18 protein-coding genes are annotated in these 16,683 nt (G+C 47.2%); 7 read left to right on the top strand and 11 right to left on the bottom strand.

The window, feature by feature from the left end:
• Nucleotides 1-89: 89 nt before the first annotated feature.
• The 4 genes from GQ671_RS00185 to GQ671_RS00170 form a co-directional block, all read right to left on the bottom strand.
• Nucleotides 90-1,058: a nuclease-related domain-containing protein gene (locus GQ671_RS00185; RefSeq protein WP_160650843.1), complete on the bottom strand. Its 969-nt coding sequence runs from the start codon at nt 1,056-1,058 to the stop codon at nt 90-92.
• Between the two features lie 108 nt (nt 1,059-1,166).
• Complete coding sequence (locus tag GQ671_RS00180; protein ID WP_160650840.1) at nt 1,167-2,123, bottom strand: calcium/sodium antiporter; 957 nt, start codon at nt 2,121-2,123, stop codon at nt 1,167-1,169.
• Nucleotides 2,124-2,221: 98 nt separating this feature from the next.
• Nucleotides 2,222-2,623, bottom strand: a complete 402-nt coding sequence (locus GQ671_RS00175) for a hypothetical protein (protein WP_160650837.1) — start codon at nt 2,621-2,623, stop codon at nt 2,222-2,224.
• A gap of 188 nt (nt 2,624-2,811) precedes the next feature.
• Complete coding sequence (locus GQ671_RS00170; protein ID WP_160650834.1) at nt 2,812-3,948, bottom strand: globin domain-containing protein; 1,137 nt, start codon at nt 3,946-3,948, stop codon at nt 2,812-2,814.
• Nucleotides 3,949-4,129: 181 nt separating this feature from the next.
• Between GQ671_RS00170 and GQ671_RS00165 the strand changes: the two genes are divergently transcribed.
• Together GQ671_RS00165 and GQ671_RS00160 are read left to right on the top strand one after the other, a co-directional pair.
• A complete protein-coding gene (locus GQ671_RS00165; RefSeq protein ID WP_160650831.1) occupies nt 4,130-4,540 on the top strand; it encodes an RrF2 family transcriptional regulator in 411 nt (136 codons plus the stop codon).
• Nucleotides 4,541-4,560: 20 nt separating this feature from the next.
• Complete coding sequence (locus GQ671_RS00160) at nt 4,561-5,286, top strand: immunoglobulin-like domain-containing protein (RefSeq protein WP_322789445.1); 726 nt, start codon at nt 4,561-4,563, stop codon at nt 5,284-5,286.
• 535 nt (nt 5,287-5,821) lie between these two features.
• Here GQ671_RS00160 and GQ671_RS00155 read toward each other — a convergent pair.
• Nucleotides 5,822-6,334: a type 1 glutamine amidotransferase domain-containing protein gene (locus GQ671_RS00155; protein WP_160650795.1), complete on the bottom strand. Its 513-nt coding sequence runs from the start codon at nt 6,332-6,334 to the stop codon at nt 5,822-5,824.
• A gap of 147 nt (nt 6,335-6,481) precedes the next feature.
• Between GQ671_RS00155 and GQ671_RS00150 the strand changes: the two genes are divergently transcribed.
• Nucleotides 6,482-6,721: a hypothetical protein gene (locus GQ671_RS00150; protein ID WP_160650791.1), complete on the top strand. Its 240-nt coding sequence runs from the start codon at nt 6,482-6,484 to the stop codon at nt 6,719-6,721.
• Nucleotides 6,722-6,779: 58 nt separating this feature from the next.
• Here the strand turns inward: GQ671_RS00150 and GQ671_RS00145 are convergent, their stop codons facing one another.
• Entirely contained in the window at nt 6,780-7,223 is a 444-nt protein-coding gene (locus GQ671_RS00145) for a hypothetical protein (RefSeq protein WP_160650787.1), read from the bottom strand.
• A 99-nt stretch (nt 7,224-7,322) separates the two neighbouring features.
• On the opposite strand from GQ671_RS00145, the gene GQ671_RS00140 reads away from it, so the two are divergent.
• The 3 genes from GQ671_RS00140 (at nt 7,323) to GQ671_RS00130 (ending at nt 8,148) form a co-directional block, all read left to right on the top strand.
• Nucleotides 7,323-7,517, top strand: coding sequence for a hypothetical protein (locus GQ671_RS00140; RefSeq protein WP_160650784.1), 195 nt, complete (start codon nt 7,323-7,325; stop codon nt 7,515-7,517).
• 69 nt (nt 7,518-7,586) lie between these two features.
• Entirely contained in the window at nt 7,587-7,769 is a 183-nt protein-coding gene (locus tag GQ671_RS00135) for a CsbD family protein (RefSeq protein WP_160650781.1), read from the top strand.
• 109 nt (nt 7,770-7,878) lie between these two features.
• Complete coding sequence (locus tag GQ671_RS00130; protein ID WP_160650778.1) at nt 7,879-8,148, top strand: hypothetical protein; 270 nt, start codon at nt 7,879-7,881, stop codon at nt 8,146-8,148.
• Nucleotides 8,149-8,181: 33 nt separating this feature from the next.
• Here GQ671_RS00130 and GQ671_RS00125 read toward each other — a convergent pair whose 3' ends face one another.
• A complete protein-coding gene (locus tag GQ671_RS00125; protein ID WP_160650775.1) occupies nt 8,182-8,895 on the bottom strand; it encodes a hypothetical protein in 714 nt (237 codons plus the stop codon).
• Between the two features lie 158 nt (nt 8,896-9,053).
• A complete protein-coding gene (locus GQ671_RS00120; RefSeq protein ID WP_160650772.1) occupies nt 9,054-10,478 on the bottom strand; it encodes an APC family permease in 1,425 nt (474 codons plus the stop codon).
• Between the two features lie 108 nt (nt 10,479-10,586).
• Between GQ671_RS00120 and GQ671_RS00115 the strand changes: the two genes are divergently transcribed.
• Nucleotides 10,587-11,858: an outer membrane protein assembly factor BamB family protein gene (locus tag GQ671_RS00115; RefSeq protein WP_246153062.1), complete on the top strand. Its 1,272-nt coding sequence runs from the start codon at nt 10,587-10,589 to the stop codon at nt 11,856-11,858.
• Between the two features lie 84 nt (nt 11,859-11,942).
• Here the strand turns inward: GQ671_RS00115 and GQ671_RS00110 are convergent, their stop codons facing one another.
• From GQ671_RS00110 to GQ671_RS00100, 3 genes are all read right to left on the bottom strand, one after another.
• Complete coding sequence (locus GQ671_RS00110; protein ID WP_160650770.1) at nt 11,943-13,553, bottom strand: SLC13 family permease; 1,611 nt, start codon at nt 13,551-13,553, stop codon at nt 11,943-11,945.
• 128 nt (nt 13,554-13,681) lie between these two features.
• Complete coding sequence (locus GQ671_RS00105; protein WP_160650767.1) at nt 13,682-15,082, bottom strand: YfcC family protein; 1,401 nt, start codon at nt 15,080-15,082, stop codon at nt 13,682-13,684.
• Nucleotides 15,075-16,277 (bottom strand): M20 metallopeptidase family protein, encoded by a 1,203-nt coding sequence (locus GQ671_RS00100; protein ID WP_322789444.1) that lies wholly within the window; start codon nt 16,275-16,277, stop codon nt 15,075-15,077. The genes GQ671_RS00105 and GQ671_RS00100 overlap by 8 nt, the downstream gene beginning before the upstream one ends.
• Nucleotides 16,278-16,683 lie beyond the last annotated feature (406 nt).

The following is a 16,683-nucleotide window of genomic DNA, read 5'->3' as shown; positions in this document are numbered from 1 at the left end:
GTGTACGTTGGGCCTCCAATTTGCGCTGACCCAGACACTCAGTGCAAGTTAAGCTTCCAATTTGCATTGACCCGGACACTCAGTGCAGATTATCCTTCATTTTTAAATTTACATGTTATTTCAGGAAACAGGTTTTTCATCAACCGGCCTGGATTTTCGTAGGACGCATATCTTCCTCTCGCAACTGCACTAAAGTACTTGCTGAGTATCGACTGTATATGCCTTTCACTTATCATCTTATTCAAATAGAAGTAGATATCGCGGACTTTCAGATTCCTATCATTCCTCAATACACCATATTCACAGATCGACCGTAGAACTGCGCGTTCTTTCGCCTCTTGATTCCCACACTCCAGACATTTCAGGTAATATCTCATCACCGCATGACGGAACCCGCCACAACTGCAGCAGCACACACCTTTTTTCAAACTGAAGTATGTGTCATCATCACATGCAGGGGGCGGATATGGGTTATCAATAAAGAATGATTCGATTCTGCTACAGAGCATATCAATCGGCATCCGCATGGTTACTCCACTCTCATCCATCGTCTGCAGATACTTCTTCAGTCCATGGCGCATGACGACTTGAGCGCCCAACTCTCCTTCAGTACGGAATGAAAAATGCTCATTGATGAAAACGAGAGACCCTTCCGCCTGAATGACAGGGTCGATCTGACGCAGCATGAGATGCACTTTCTCCAGCGAACGTTTCAGCTGTACGAAGACATCTTTGATGATCGGCCGACCATTGACGGACCATCTGCCATTCATATAGGTGTAATCCCCGGAGTAATTCTTGACATCGAAAATGAAGACAGTCGATTCTGTCACCACCATCGTATCCAACTGGGTCGGTCCGCCGGCATCAATCCAGATATCCCGATACACCCGCCACTGCTCCTCCCCATAGCGATCCATCCAGTCATCGAAGGCACATTCCCCTGCAAATCCGATTTCAAGTGCTTCGAGCTTCCGCTGGTCTTCAGCGCTCAGTGCGCCCCTGGCCTCCATCAATTCCAGCCACTGATGCTCCATCGTCTTTATTCTTTTATTCATCACAAAAACCTCCTTACCTATATATGGCGGAAAGGAGGCATTTTGATTTTTTTCAATTAAAAGTAATTAAATTAATTCGGATAAATAAAGTGACGTACACCATTCAATCTAGTTCCTTATAATGATGTAGACCAGGTAGGCGATGTATGCAGCAAGCATGACGGCGCCTTCTCTGCGGCCGATCTTGAAGTTTGTGCGTGAGAAGATCAATAGCATTACTGTCAGTGCGACCATCACCCAGCCATCAAAGAAGAGCTTTGATTCCGCTGCGATAGGAGCGACGGTTGCGGCGGTACCTGTAACGAAGAAGATATTGAAAATGTTGCTGCCGACAACGTTGCCGATGGCCATATCGCCCTTCCCTTTCAATGCAGCTGTGACTGATGTCATGATTTCAGGGAGCGAAGTACCGATGGCAACGATTGTCAGACCAACCAGCGCTTCACTCATGCCAAGAGCGAGTGCGATTTCCGTTGCGTTGCTGACGACCAGTTCCCCGCCGAAGATGATGGCGACCAGTCCACCCACGGTGAACAGAATATTCTTCAGCCATGATTCACCAGCATCACTGTTGACTTCTTCTACAGTGTTCGAGCGGTTCTTGCGTGCCATTTCAAATACATAATACAGGAATACAGCGAAGAACAGCAGGATGATCAGTCCGTCACCCCGCCCAATGATATTCTGTCCGGCACCCTGGAGTGCAACATCTGCCATCAGTGTCATCAGTACGAGGGCCGCGAGCAGTGCAAAAGGAATCTCTTTTCGCACTGTCTCACTCTGCACCGTCAGAGGTGCAATCAATGCCGTCAGACCGACGACTACGGTGATATTTACGATGTTACTTCCGATAACATTACCGAGCACAACCCCTGAACTGCCCTCAATCGCCGCCAGTATCGCTACTGTTGCTTCCGGCGAGCTGGTGCCGAGTGCCACGATCGTCAGACCGACGAGAAGCGGTGATACATTGAGCTTGACTGCAATGTTGGATGCACCTTCCACAAAATAATCCGCACCCTTGATCAGCAGTACGAAGCCGACAACAAGAAGAAGATATTCCAAAGATTCCACCTCACTTTCCCTAAAATATTCCATAGCATTACATTCCCTTAAAAATAAGTCCAAACACAATAATTTCATTCCTGAAGCAATATGGCATACTAGCTGTAACGCTCATCCTTTTCGACAAAAAATGTCACGATGATGAAGAGCATAAAAGCAATGAGCAGAACACTGCCACCCACGATGAAATAGACTGTTGTAAATGTTTCGTTGAAATTGAAAGGATTGAGCATGTAGAAGTACATGCCGCTTGTCAGCATGACTGCCCCGGCCATGCCGGCAATGCCATGAATATGTACGAGTAATTTATTCTTCACCCGGTACACACTATAGAAGATGCCCCATGCAAACATGGACAGCCAGCCGACCAGCAGTATGTGGGTGTGGATTGGACGGATGCTGTAGTCGGTCTCCCCGGCCATCTGCGAACCGATGAATACACCGAGCAGACCGAACAAGGACGCCACTCTGATAAAATTGATTCCCCATTTTCTCTCCATTGAAATGCCTCCGGTATTTATAGGATGAAACGAACATATTCTTTAAATTATGCTCCCTCTATATCCATTATAATACGTCATCCTTTGCATCTATCAAACTGTTTTTATTTTTAGAGTGAATAAAATACACGCACCTGCCGATGACAGATGCGTGCGTGGACTACATATGAAATTATGAGGATGTATTTCTAGACTTTCTGAAGGCTCATCTTTGGACCGAACGGCTCAAAGTGGATACGGGAGTCCTCGATGCCCATCTCACCCAGTTCGTTGATCATTGCATTCATGAATACCATGGAGCCGCAGATGTAGATTTCACGATTTTCATTGCCGGCGAAATCTTTCCGGTTCAGATAGCCTTCAGATTCGCTGAATTTGACTCTGATATCTGCACCCTCCACTTCCAGATTTTCAAACTGGTCCTTGAATGGCAGATGTGTTTCATTGATGGCACTGTAGAGGAACTTCACATCATTACCTTTTGCAATCGCTTCTTCGGCCATTGCCATGACAGGCGTAGCACCGACGCCGCCAGCGATGAACAGCAGTTCACCATGATCTTCTTCAACTTTGAAGTCACCAGCTGGTGCAGATAGGAAAAGGGCATCGCCGATTTCAATTCCGTCATGCAGGTAGTTTGATACCACACCTTTCGTATCATCAGTACCTTCACGTTTCACAGCAAATGTGATACCATCCACTGTTTTATTTGAACAGATGGAATAGTGGCGCAGTGCTTCGTATGGATAGTCAGCCGGTCTCACTTTTACAGTGATATACTGCCCTGCTGTGAATGACTTGTCCACCTCATCCGAGTCCACTGTGAATCTGACGATGTCCGGTGTCATGAATTCTTTCTTTTTTACAGTAAACGGTTTGAATCCGTCCCATGCTGCGTCCTGGTACATATCCTGTTCTACATCGATGAATACCTGGGCGATCTGATTGTAGTATTCGCCCCATGCATCGATGATTTCAGGCGTTGCCTGGTCACCGAGCACTTCCTGGATGCCTTCCAGAAGATGCTTGCCGACGATCGGATAATGTTCAGGCTTGATTTCAAGGGCCCGGTGCTTGTGGGCAATGCCGACCACATGGGGCACAATTGCCTCCAGGTTGTCGATATGCTTGGCTGCTGCAAGCACTGTCATTGCCAGTGCCTTCGGCTGGTTGCCGATTTTCTGGTTCGTCTGATTGAAAATGTTGAGAAGTTCAGGGTGTGCTTTGAACATGTTCTGATAGAATGTTGTCGTAATCTCAGTGCCATGTGCTTCGAGTACAGGAATAGTCGCTTTGATGACATCTTTTTTCGCTTCCGTAATCATTTGGATAACCCCTTCAATTAAAAGATATATATTCAATACATCTTTATCTTAAGCTTATGAATCATGCTTTGCAAGCAATTGTGCTAAATTTCACATTATGTTCACACATCAAATTCAGAGAAGGCAGTTTATTTATATAAAATTGAAATGCGTGTATAATCATGTGGAGGAGCTGATTCCAATGAAACTGACACTATATACGGACTATTCCCTGAGAGTTCTGATGTATCTTGGAATGCGTGAAGAAGAAAAGGTCCAGATAGACGAAATCGCGAATTTCTATGACATATCCAAAAATCATCTGACAAAAGTAGTCCATAACCTTTCCAAACTCGGCTATATTTCTACCGTCCGTGGTCGTGGTGGCGGGATTATGCTAAACTATAAGGCAGAAGCACTCAATATCGGTGAAGTCGTCCGTCATACCGAAGATAACTTTCATATGGCTGAATGCTTCAAAGAAGGCAACCAGTGTGTGCTTACGCCTGTGTGTGGCCTGAGATTCGTACTGAACGATGCACTTGACGCATACTTTGAAGTGCTCGATAAATATACATTGAAAGACATCATTCCTAAGGCAATGTTGAGGTGACCATTATGAACTCAAGTACAGTGATAAAAATCATGGCAGGTCTGCTGCCTGCCGCTCCGATTACAGGAGAACTGCTCGACGCACAGATCAGTCAGGTGAGCATTTCTGACAGTGAATCAGACACGGAAGGCGATTCCAGATATGCCGATTATGAAGGGCCGACGATGGAAGAGGAAATCGCCAGCCATAGCGGCAGTGTTCCCGACCTCAGAGGGACGGAAGTCTATAACGTGCAGGTCGGCGATGACTTCAATCCATTGGCAGGTGTCTACGCCATCGATAGCCAGGATGGAGACATTACGGAAAATATTGAAATCACTTCAGACAACGTGGATACCAGCCAGCCCGGGTCCTACACCGTCGAATACCGCGTTGAAAATTCACGCGGTGGCTGGTATGAGTATACGCGTTCGATCGAAGTAAGCAATGCGTCAACCGATCCCGTACCGATGATACCACCGACAGAAGCAGAACTTGAAGGTGATTCCGAAGAATCCGAAGAAGCGTCCGCCAGCTCAGCCATCACATTCATTGGACTCGAAGACATCACCATCCAGCAAGACGAAGAATTCAATCCAAAAGAAGACGTCGAAATCATAGACGTCGATGGCAGTGACATTACCCACCGTGCCTATATCTCAGGTGAAGTGGATACAAATACACCTGGCGAGTACACGATCGCCTATGCCGTATTCGATCATTTCGGAGATCCACACGCCAAAGCCCGCACCATTACAGTAGAATAGAGACGACGAACTGCCCATCCAATGGATGGGCAGTTCTTTGTATGTAGAGGAGCTCTGATCTGCACTGAGTGTTTGGCTCAACGCAAATTGGAGGCCCAACATGCACTGAGTGTCTGGCTCAACGCAAATTGGAGGCCCAACATGCACTGAGTGTCTGGCTCAGCGCAAATTGGAGACCCAACATACACTGAGTGTCTGGCTCAACGCAAATTGGAGGCCTAACGTGCACTGAGCGATTGGCTCAGCGCAAATTGGAGGCCCAACGTGCACTGAGTGTCTGGCTCAGCGCAAATTGGAGACCCAACATGCACTGAGTGTCTGGCTCAACGCAAATTGGAGGTCCAACGTGCACTGAGTGACTGGCTCAGCGCAAATTGGAGGCCTAACGTGCACTGAGTGTCCGGGTCAGCGCAAATTGGAGGTCCAACGTGCACTGAGCGATTGGCTCAGCGCAAATTGGAGCGCCAAATTCACTCCCACCCACCACACAAAAAAGCCAAAGTCTGTAATAGACTTTGGCTTTATCATTCTTCAATTAACCAAGTTGTGCTGTGATTTCACGGTTGAAGTCCTCAATATCATCCGGTTTACGGCTTGATACGAGATTGCTGCATACTACAACTGATTTATCATGCACTTTAGCACCTGCATTTTCCAAGTCTTTTCTAACTGATATAAAGCTGGTGATGTTACGGTCTTTCAATAGATCTGTATCAATCAGAACTTGCGGTCCGTGACAGATTGCGAATGTTGGCTTGTCCTGTTCGAGGAAGTGTTTTGCGAATTTACCGAAACGGCCTTCCTCGTCGGCACGCAATAGGTCTGGTGAGAATCCGCCAGGTATAAGAATTGCATCGTAGTCCTCTGGACTCACATCTGAGATGCTCTTATCCGCGGTGAATTTTCCACCTTGCTTACCTTCAATTTCACCTGCTTCAGGTGCAATGACTTCTATTTCGTGGCCTTCATTCTGAAGTGCCTCTACCGGGCTTGTATATTCGATGTCTTCTACCATGTTGGTCATGATTACAGCGACTTTCTTAGTCAAAATCAATCACTCCTTCTTGAATATCGTTACATTATATAGTGTTCCACATATGGCTCCATCTTAAACATGCTTGGGAAATTCATTATGAATAGATGCCATTGACAAACAGAACAAACGTTCCTATACTATATTATCAGGAGTGATCATATGCATTATTCATACGATAAGAATCTGGAGTACAAAATTTTATACAACGTCAAACATCAGCTTTTCCCCTATCCGAATACGAGTATGGCAGAGTACGATATCCGTACGGTCGATTTCCATATGAAACTGATGGAACAGAAAGGCCTTATCACATTGACGCCTTTTGATTACGACTTCTACTATAGTAGTATCGAGCTGACTGGCGAGGGAGAAGCACTGCTCGCACAGAAAGCTTCATAAATAGAAAGAACTACAAATCCCCTGTATCCGGACATGAACCCGGCTGCAGGGGATTTCTTTACCCTTCAATATTGAACGCCTTCATAATTTCAGCCTCTTGCCTATCATCAAGCACCATCACCGGGTCCTTGAAATCGAAAACTCCGAGATCCACACCTGCTTCAAGCGAATCAACAAGTGCAAGCCACTCGACCCGCATGATGTACTCCTCCTTGCCGAAATGGGGATTGATGCGCTGAATCTCCTTGAACGGATACTGGTCATAGTCGATCAGCCGACCGCCCTGGTGCATTTCAAACTCTGCAAAAGGAGCTGCGGGTTCCACCACCCGACCGATACCAAGCCAGCCATTTCCGCTGCTGTAGAGTGCAAACAGATCCAGGGGCTTCATTTTCAGCAGATTTTCCTTGAAACGTGTTGTTGTGACACTCACTATGCCGAGACGTCTATACAGCTCAAAAACCCGGAATGTGCGGTTGAACTTTCCATTGATTGCATACATATATCCATTCCTCCCTGCTTTCTTCTACCCGGTGCGGATGTGTTTCACACTGTTTCACGACGGGTAGTGAACTATAAAAAGGAAGGGAGCGATTGTCTGATGGCAAAAAAGGATAAGACCGATAGAATGTTCGAAGAATCATCCGAAGATAAGCTGGGACAGCGCGATTCAAAAGACGACTCCATGGAAGATGTCCTCTCCGATATCAACAAGAAACGCAAAGATTTCTATGTGAACGAGGAGACCGATAAGAGCGTTTTTCATGATAACCGTCACGATAGTGGAAACCGCTAGAGGTTTAAACCGGAAGTCATACGGGAACAATATGGCAGAGAGAAAAATAAATTCAATGAGGTGAGTAATATGAGTAACGACACAAGCAAAAAAGATCAGTTCATGGGCAAGGCGAAAAAGGCAGCCGGCAACATGATGAACGATGATAAGACGAAAGAAGAAGGTAAACGCCAGGAAACAGAAGGCAAAGTCAAGGACGCAGCCAACGATGTAAAAGATAAAGCCAATGATGCTTTCAACAACAGAAAGTAGATGGGGCTGACTTGAAGATACTGAACACGAATGATTCATTTCATGTTTAGTACTTTCCTTTTACAGGTAGCCATACAGTATAGGCAACGTTAGAAAGGAGATGTCAACAATGGCAGATAATAATAAGGGCTTTTTCGATAAAGCAAAAGATGCAGTGAACAATTTCAAAAATGGTGATGGAAACGGCAATAATAACGTGAAGAACACGTGGGACAGTGTTAAAGAAAAAGGTGACCAGGTAGTCAACCGTTTCGGCAACAATGATGATAATGCTGAAAATAGCACTCCAGACCGTGAAGTGACTCAGGAAGACACGACAACCCGTGCTGGTGACGACCACAATGATAAAGGCAATGACGGCAGTCACCTAAATAGATAAAGAAAAGGTGGATTCTAAGAATCCACCTTTTTTCTACTCTTCGACGACTACATATCCATCTTTCGATTTTTCTGATTCATATTCAATCGCTTCCAGCTGGTCCAGTGATTTCTCTGCACTGATCAGATACTTGCTGCTGTTCTGCAAATGGATATCAAGCATCGTTTCGTTCATCGTATAATCTTTGTCCTGATTCATCAGCTTGAACTCGATCAGTGCCAACGTACGGTTCGATATCGCAAGATAAAGATCATCTTTCATCTGCTCCAGCACTCTTCCATGTTTCTCATTCAGAAATTCAGGCGTCTTTATGCTGTCGAGCTCTGCTTCAAGCTGACCATATGACTCATGGATCACTTCGAGGTTTTCGGCTGCCTTTTCCTTCTTCAGCCTATTCCATAGAAACTGATTGTACATGGGTGTAAACTGGTTTTTCCAGATTCTTGTGACGTCCTGTTTGATATCCTCCACCTGCTGTGTCAGATCTTCAAGCTCAACAGCCTCCTGCCCTGTATAATCCATATTGACAGTATTTATATCGGAACCAGCATCCGCCTCGCTATTGCCATGGGCGTAGCTTCTTTTCCCAGGCTGGTTGATTGCAGAACTGAGCTGTATATTCTGGTGTGTCATTGTATCTATATATGATCTCTCGGACGTCAAATCCTCAAAACCGGCATTTTGTTCTGCTTTAGCGCCGCATGCTGCGAGCAGCACAGTAGCGAATATTAAGAATATCGGTTTCACTTTGTTGTCTCCCTATTAATGAAAGTTACTCGCTCGTAATATAACGAACTTATTGTAACATAACTGTAATATTCAGAAAAGAAGAAAGCGTTTTATAACGGTGAGGCATGAAGAAAGCTTCCATGCAATATCATTGCACAGAAGCTTTGTCTTACTCGCTATTTATCTTTATTGAGGATGAGGTAGTCCAACTCTTCTTTCGTCAATGAATTGATCTTTCTGAACTGTGTCAAAAAGAAGATTGCTCCAAGTACGATCCATGCCCCGAGCGCAATATATGATGGCGTGCTGAGCGATGCTGGAGATCCAGGATACAGAAGCAGTACCAGGAAGACAACGGAAATCAGCGCGCCCAATACACCGAAGATGACATAGATCAGATTGTAGTGCGCCTTCTGCCTGAAGAACTTCACTGCGACCAGACTCGTGATCAGAAATGCGACAGATACGCCTGTTGAAGACATATCTACAATCCAGCTGAGTGCGGTACGGCCGAGCCAAGGCGCCATAAGACAGACCGCCATGATGAAGAGTACTGAAACGTAAGGTGTTTTATTCTTGCCGAGTTTCATGAATACTTCTGGAATGAAACGTGCACGGCCAAGTGCGAACAGCAATCTTGATGATGACATGTAGAAGCCATTCAGTCCTGTAAAGACACCGAAAGAAATTGCGAGTGCCAGAATGGTCATCCCAACTGCCCCCATTGAGGACTGGACAACAGAACCTGTCACCCATAGGGCACCGCCGATCGACTGTTCGTCCGGATATATCCATGAAGTGACGAGAATCATCAGAACATAAGTAATCATGGCGGCAATGATGCCCCAGACGATCAATTTGAATGTCTTATCCGGGCTGAATTTAAACTCTTCAGCTGCCTGTGGAATATTATCAAAGCCGACGTACATCCAAGGGGCGACTGCCACAATCAGGATGATGGATGTCCACATGCCATTTTGACTGTCGAACAGTGGTTCAGCATTGGATAGTGTAAACTCTCCTGTAAAGAATGACCATACGAATAGTATTGTTACTACTACAGCCATGAATAGGCAGAACAGGAACTGCAGATTACCTGACAGCCCGCTGCCACGGATGGAAATGAAAGCAAAAATAATTAAAATGAGTGATGACAGGATCACTTCCATAATATAGACATCCCAGCCTGCTATAGTATAAAGATAGCCGACTTCGAGAAAATCAGGCAGGACGAATTTGAAAAGCAGACTGAATGCACTCGCGTTCAGTGCGACGACACATATGTAACCCAGCGCCAAAAACCACGAAGCGATGAAGCTGACATACTTTCCAAAACCGGCGTAACTGAAGGCAAACTCACCACCTGATACAGGGAACTGTGTTGTCAGTCCGCCATAGGCGACTGCAATGATCAGCATCAGCAGACCACCAATGATGATGCCGAGAGTGGAACCGAGTGTGCCGGAAGAAAGCAGCCAGTCACCAGGAAGAATGAAAGCCCCCCACCCGATGCTTGAGCCGTATGCGATGGCCCAGATGAACCGCTTTGACATGGTATTATCAAGCTCCGTGCGTTCTACGTTAGATATTTTGTTTTCCATTGAGAAATGACGCTCCTCTTTATTCTTTTCTAGAGTAATAGCCTAACAGACCTGGCTTCAAACGTAAAATGTATTTTTAAGTAAAATAATACGATAGGAGGAAGTAGCATGGAACCTGCAAAAATAATGAAATATCACATATTGACTGGTATCTTATTGCTCGGCGCCTGCTCGAACACACAGGATGCTGCGGTCGAAGAAGGTCGATCAGAAGCGTTCGGAGCAGAAGAATGGACCCAGTACCGGCACAGCCCGGACAAGAATGCAGTCATCGATTCGGGTCATGAGCCACTCGAATATGCAGCACTTGAAACCGAGGATGAGATACGTGCGACACCTGTGGTTGCGGATGGCAGATTATTTATCGGCAACCACAATTCAGGAGACATCATGGCATTCGATCTGACATCCGGGGAGCGCATCTGGGAAGGGAAGGCGCCAAACTGGATACACTCGGAAACCATCTATCATGAAGGCACAATCTACGTCGGTTATGGCAATCGGCATTTTCAGGAAAACGGCATCCGAGGTACCGGTGAAAATGGCGTCATGGCCCTCGATGCCGAAAATGGAGAAGTTCTTTGGCAGTTTGAAACAGAAGGCGAAGTGATGCCGACACCTGCCATATACGAGGACCACCTCTACATCACCACCGGCGACCGCCATCTCTATAAAATCGGTCTGGAAGAAGGCTCCCTTGTCCATCAGCACGAACTCGGATCCACAATCAGCATGTCCTCACCGAATATTTATGAAGATACCCTCTACGTCGGCGGCAGTGGACCTCTGCCATATACCTTTTATGCATATGATCTTGAAAACGATGAGATGAAGTGGCAGACCGAATTCCCCGAAGTCGTCATGGGGCTTGATGACGTACCACCGGCAATCAGTAACGGCATCATCGTTACGTCAGCACTGGTGCTGAATGAAGAGGAACAGACAGAACATGAAATATACGCAATGGATGCAAAAACCGGTGAGTTACTCTGGAAAGACAACTGGGGAAGCGGACAGCCTGTTATCAACAACAAATCCGGCGCCCCCATGATATATGAAGATACTGTATTCATAGCAAGTCCCAAAACGAAAACCTACTATGCCTATGACCTGCAGAGCGGCGAACAGCTGTGGGCCTACGAAGACGCTGCTGCAAAAGCCGCTCCGGTCGCATATGACGGCATCGTCTACTTCTCCAACACAGAAGGCCGTGTCATCGGCATGGATATCCAATCCGGAGAACCAGTCAAAGAAATGACGCTCGGTGGCACACTCGCCCCATCCGGACCCATCATCGTCAATGACACACTGTTTGTCGGCAGCCAGGATGGAAATGTCTATATTGTACCTTTAAGTGATTTTGAAGATGCAGCAGAATAGATGGACGATACGCAGAACAACGCTGCGGACCATCCACACGAATGATGCCCCCAACTGATTGAAGGCGGGGGCATCATTATGGTTCTATTGGTTGAAGTTCATCAGCTCAATGCCGAAAACGATCGGCATTAGAAGGTACACGAACGATACGATCAGTATGACACCAATGATATTCAATGCAAAACCGGCCTTTGCCATCTCCTGGATGCTGATCTTTCCAGTACCGAATACGATGGCATTCGGCGGTGTGCCCACCGGCAGCATGAATGCACAGTTGGCCGCCATCGCTGCAGGTGCCATCAGTGTCAGCGGGTGGACATCAAGCGCAATGGTCAGTCCTGCAAGTACAGGAAGGATCATCGTAGCTGTTGCTGTATTGGATGTGATTTCCGTCAGGAACAGTATCGCTACTGCAACAATCGTAATGATGAGTATGATGTGTATACCTTCGACATTTGTCAGCAGATCACCGATCCACTGGTCGACGCCGGTCTCCACAATTGCAGCTGCAAGTGCCAGACCGCCACCGAACAGGAGCAGTACGCCCCACGGGAGGTCACGTGCCACTGACCAGTCAAGGATACGTCCTGGTTTCCTGCGTGTCGGCAGAAGGAAGAGAATGACAGATGCAATCATCGCTATCGATCCGTCCGTCAGCATGCTTGTCAGTTCGATATTGCTCCAGATGAAGCCACGTGTCACCCACATGAAAGCAGCAAAAATGAATACAATAAGAACAAGAACCTCTTCTCTTGTGATGCCACCAAGCTTCTCGAGCTCAGTGTTGATGATCTTGCGGCCGCCGGGCAATTCCTTCATGCCGTGCTTGAAACCGAAGAAGTTCATGTAGACCCAAGCGATGGCAAGGAACAGGATGACAATCGGTACACCGAACAGCATCCATTGAGCAAAACTCATCTCGATATTGAAAAGTTCCTGCATCTGGCCCGCCATGATGATCAGCGGCGGCGTGCCGATCAGTGTACCGAGGCCACCGATGGTGCCGGCATAGCCGATACCAAGAACCAGTGACTTCTCAAATTTCATCAGATCATTTTCAAGGCCCGTCTTCGTCATGGAATGCGCTTCGTTGATGATGGCCATGCCGATTGGAATCATGATCATGACGGCTGCCGTATTGCTGACGAACATGGACAGGAACCCTGTCGCAATCATGAAACCGAGCAGAATTGTTGCTGTTGTCGTTCCAATGGCGCTGATGATGGTCAATGCGATACGTGTATGTAGGTTCCAGCGTTCCATTGCCAGTGCAATCAGGAAGCCGCCGAGAAATAGGAAGATGATATCATTTCCGTAGGCACTTGTCGTTGTATCACTGTCCATCACACCACCGAGCGGAAACAGGAACAGGGGCAGCAGGGATGTCGCCGGAATCGGGATGGCTTCTGTTATCCACCAGGTCGCGATCCACAATGTCGATGCGACGACAAACACGCCCGCCTGATTCAGACCATCCGATTCAAGAAACAGCAATGCAAGAACAAATAGCAATGGACCGAGTATCAGACCGATGAGCTGCCTGCGGTTATAGGGGGTGGCCGGAGGTTCATCGTCCGTTCCTTTTCTCGCTCCCTCTTTTGCAGCTTCTGTGCTGAAGAATTTGAGCATCGACTTCGTCCTTTTGGACTCCCGCCATAAATTCTGATAAGACTTCTTTATTTTTGAACCACTCATGACTTCCCTCCTGGAAAACGCTTTCTGTTTACTACACTAGAAGATACCATATTTGCTGCAAGCGTGCTATATCTTTCTGTATTTTTAGAAAAAATAAAAACGACGTCAATCTGACACCGTTCGGAATTCTATAGAGGTCCCCAGTTGATCATGACGCCGATTGCGAGGATGGTCATGGCGATGATCGACCATATGAGGAACAGGGGCAATAGCCATTTTGCCCATTTGATCCATGGTACACCTGCGACTGCAAGACTCGCCATCAATGGTCCAGACGTCGGAAATATGCTGTTGGAGAACCCATCTCCGAACTGGTAGGCCTGCACTGCAACCTGGCGTGTCACACCGACCATGTCCGCAAGCGGTGTCTGGATTGGCATGATGATTGCTGCCTGACCGCTTCCAGAGGGAACAAAGAAGTTGAATAGTGTATTCGCAATGAACATGCCGATTGCTGCAAGCACAGGGGGCAGTACCCCGATCGGTACGGACAGTGCCTGGACGAGGGTATCAAGTATGGCAGCCTGCTCCATCACAACAAGCACTGCACGGGCCACTCCGATGATCAGCGCACCATAGACCAGATTTTTACACCCTTCAAGAAATGTCAGTGTCAGCGTATTATAGTTCATTCCTGCAATGATACCTGAAACAAGACCGATGACGATGAAGAAAGCAGCCATATGGTTTGTCGTCCAGTCGAACTGGATGACGGCAAAGACGAAGAAAGCAAGAGCAAGTGCCACCCAGCTCAGAATAAGCTTGTGCCTCAGAGTGAATGGTGGTTTTTCCATTTCCATTTCATCGCCCTCATCTTCCAGAATGCCCATCAGACTGCGCGAAGGATCCTTCATGATGCGTCTGGCGTACAGCCACGTATACCAGATTGTCACACCGACCAGCACGATGAACGAGATGATGCGGAAAAGCATACCCGAGAACAGTGGCAGCTCTGCAATGGAATGGGCGATGCCGACCGTATACGGGTTCAGGAAACCTGCAGCAAAACCGATGAAAGTCGCACCGAATGTAATCGATACGGCAACAATGGCGTCCAGCTTCAAAGCTCGGGCAAGCATGACACCGATGGCGACGAATGGAATGACCGAGTTGGCAACAGCACCTGTAGCACCACCGAGTGCAAAAAGTACGGAGATGACAGCGATCAGCATGAATTCCCTACCGCGCATCCGGTCTACTGCGCTCATGATGCCGCCTGTGATGGCGCCTGAACGCTCGACCACTTCAAACATGCCGCCGGCAAAAAGTACGAGGAAGATAAGTCCGGCAGAATCGATCATACCGGTCTGCAGCGCGAGAAATACATCCATGAAGCCGACCGGGTTCTGGTCAGCACTTGCAAATGTCCCGGAAATGACACGTTCCACGCCATCCACCGTTTCCCTTTCATAGGCACCCGCTGGAACAAAGTATGTCGCAATTGCGGTCGCAACCAGCACAAGGAAAAGAATGACATATGTATCCGGCATTTCAAAACGTTTTTTGTTCATACTGTTATTTTCATCCATTCTCGTGTTCCTCCAAACCATTCATATGATGCAGTACCGCAAGCACAAAGACTTTGCCGATATTGACCATCGAACGTTCATCCACATCGAATTTCGGATGATGATGCGGATAGACTGCATCGATTTCCGGGTTGCGTCCCCCAACGAAGAAAAAGCATCCGGGAACATGCTGAAGAAAGTATGCAAAATCCTCGGACGTCATCATCGCCTGCTTATCCATGACGGTGACATCCGGCATGTAGTCCTTTGCAAGAGCCTTCAGCTGGTTCGTTTCCTTTTCGGTATTGATCAGCGGATCACAGCCATATGTAAACTCGACCTCTGCTGTCGCGCCATTCTGAGCCGCTGTCATCCCGCTTATCTGCCGGATCCACTTCTCCATCTCCTTTTTTGTATCGACTTCGAAACTTCTTGTTGTACCGGAGATGAATGCTGTATCGGGAATGACGTTCATCGCCTCCCCACTGTGGAACTTGCCGATTGTAAGAACATTCGATCCGCCCGGGTCCATCTTCCGGCTGACAATCTGCTGCAGATTGACGACCAGCTGGCTCATGGTCACAAGCGGATCCACCGTCGTGTGCGGCATCGCCCCATGACCGCCGCGCCCCTGGATGGTGATTTCGAAGTTATCCCCTCCTGCCATCATGTTGTCCGGTTTAAAACCAATGGTGCCATAGTCATCATCCGCCCACACGTGGGCACCATAGACATGATCCACACCTTCCAGACAGCCATCCGCAATCATCAGCTGTGCACCACCCGGTGGCAGTTCTTCAGCAAATTGATGAATGAACACCACCGTACCTGCCAGTTCCTCTCTTATGCCGGAGAGTACCGTCTCCACTGCCATCAGTGCAGCGGTATGTATATCATGACCACAGGAATGGCTCACACCATCAATGGTCGATCTGTAGGGGACATCCTTCTCATCCTGGATGGGCAGCGCATCAAAGTCTGCGCGAAGTGCCACCGTCGGACCGGGTTGACCGCCTTTCAAGGTGCCGACCACTCCGTTGCCACCAACTTCCGTCCTATAGTCGATGCCGAGTGACTCAAGGTGCTGACGCACATATTCCGGTGTAAACTGCTCTTTGAAAGACAGTTCCGGATACATATGCAGATGCCTGCGCATCTTGATCATTTCGGGCAATAGATTTTCAAGCTGTTCAAATAGTGCCTTCTGCAAAGTCATCATCCTTTCTTATTTAATACATGCATATTATTACATAAAAATGCATTAATAAAAAGCCGTTTTCCGTTTAACAGTTCATCGATTATGATAATCAGACACGAAAAAGCCCCTCGAATGTTATATCTCTCTCACATTCGAGGGGCACTTCTCCTATTGCACAGTATGAACTGCAGTGTGGATGGGACCACAGTTCGACCATGAGGGCGGAGTCAATCTAAATACCTGCGCTGATATATTTCATTCATATCTTCCAATACTATTTTTCTCTAAGAAAAACAAACCCTTAAGTGGCTTCGAACCTGCTGCCTAACCATAAATGGTCCCGACCAAGGTGCAGCTGGCTCTTTATGTGTCCGAGTTCCAATACATCATAAAACATGAGTATCGTATGGTAACGCAACTTCTG

This window comes from Salinicoccus hispanicus, from assembly GCF_009831115.1.
GTDB classification, from domain to species: Bacteria; Bacillota; Bacilli; order Staphylococcales; family Salinicoccaceae; genus Salinicoccus; species Salinicoccus hispanicus.
This window is presented reverse-complemented; position numbering and strand designations above follow the sequence as displayed.

Bases quoted from the DNA above. Each gene is read 5' to 3' on its own strand.
- GQ671_RS00165 (WP_160650831.1), top strand. From the start codon at position 4,130: ATGAAACTGACACTATATACGGACTATTCCCTGAGAGTTCTGATGTAT.
- GQ671_RS00130 (WP_160650778.1), top strand. From the start codon at position 7,879: ATGGCAGATAATAATAAGGGCTTTTTCGATAAAGCAAAAGATGCAGTG.
- GQ671_RS00120 (WP_160650772.1), bottom strand. From the start codon at position 10,478: ATGGAAAACAAAATATCTAACGTAGAACGCACGGAGCTTGATAATACC.
- GQ671_RS00110 (WP_160650770.1), bottom strand. From the start codon at position 13,553: ATGAGTGGTTCAAAAATAAAGAAGTCTTATCAGAATTTATGGCGGGAG.
- GQ671_RS00185 (WP_160650843.1), bottom strand. From the start codon at position 1,058: ATGAATAAAAGAATAAAGACGATGGAGCATCAGTGGCTGGAATTGATG.
- GQ671_RS00105 (WP_160650767.1), bottom strand. From the start codon at position 15,082: ATGGATGAAAATAACAGTATGAACAAAAAACGTTTTGAAATGCCGGAT.
- GQ671_RS00140 (WP_160650784.1), top strand. From the start codon at position 7,323: ATGGCAAAAAAGGATAAGACCGATAGAATGTTCGAAGAATCATCCGAA.
- GQ671_RS00100 (WP_322789444.1), bottom strand. From the start codon at position 16,277: ATGACTTTGCAGAAGGCACTATTTGAACAGCTTGAAAATCTATTGCCC.
- GQ671_RS00150 (WP_160650791.1), top strand. From the start codon at position 6,482: ATGCATTATTCATACGATAAGAATCTGGAGTACAAAATTTTATACAAC.
- GQ671_RS00145 (WP_160650787.1), bottom strand. From the start codon at position 7,223: ATGTATGCAATCAATGGAAAGTTCAACCGCACATTCCGGGTTTTTGAG.
- GQ671_RS00115 (WP_246153062.1), top strand. From the start codon at position 10,587: ATGGAACCTGCAAAAATAATGAAATATCACATATTGACTGGTATCTTA.
- GQ671_RS00170 (WP_160650834.1), bottom strand. From the start codon at position 3,948: ATGATTACGGAAGCGAAAAAAGATGTCATCAAAGCGACTATTCCTGTA.
- GQ671_RS00175 (WP_160650837.1), bottom strand. From the start codon at position 2,623: ATGGAGAGAAAATGGGGAATCAATTTTATCAGAGTGGCGTCCTTGTTC.
- GQ671_RS00135 (WP_160650781.1), top strand. From the start codon at position 7,587: ATGAGTAACGACACAAGCAAAAAAGATCAGTTCATGGGCAAGGCGAAA.